Raw genomic sequence first — 376 nt, 5'->3', positions numbered from 1 at the left:
GCAAGCTCATAGTCACTGGTGGAGTAGACGGCACCGCCCGCCTGTGGGACACATCTGGCAAGCAGTTGGCCGTTCTCGAAGGGCATCAAGGCTTAGTCACGGGTAACTTTAGTCCGGATGGCAAGCTCATAGTCACTGGTGGAGTAGACGGCACCGCCCGCCTGTGGGACACATCTGGCAAGCAGTTGGCCGTTCTCAAAGGGCATCAAGGCTTAGTCACGGGTGGCTTTAGTCCGGATGGGAAGCTCATAGTCACTGGTGGAGAAGACGGCACCGCCCGCCTGTGGGACACCCCTGGCAAGCAGTTGGCTGTCCTCAAAGGGCATCAAGGCTTAGTCACGGGTAACTTTAGTCCGGATGGGAAGCTCATAGTCAC

1 protein-coding gene is annotated in these 376 nt (G+C 57.7%); it reads left to right on the top strand.

Going from position 1 to position 376, the window contains the following annotated elements; all coding sequences use genetic code 11:
- The coding region (locus QUB26_RS26930) for a WD40 repeat domain-containing protein (protein ID WP_445299643.1) at window positions 1-376 on the top strand (376 nt) is incomplete at both ends.

Source organism: Microcoleus sp. B4-C1 (assembly GCF_036705285.1).
Taxonomy (GTDB): Bacteria; Cyanobacteriota; Cyanobacteriia; order Cyanobacteriales; family Microcoleaceae; genus Microcoleus.
The sequence above is the reverse complement of the archived record's forward strand: the minus strand, read 5'-3'. Positions and strand labels throughout refer to the sequence as shown.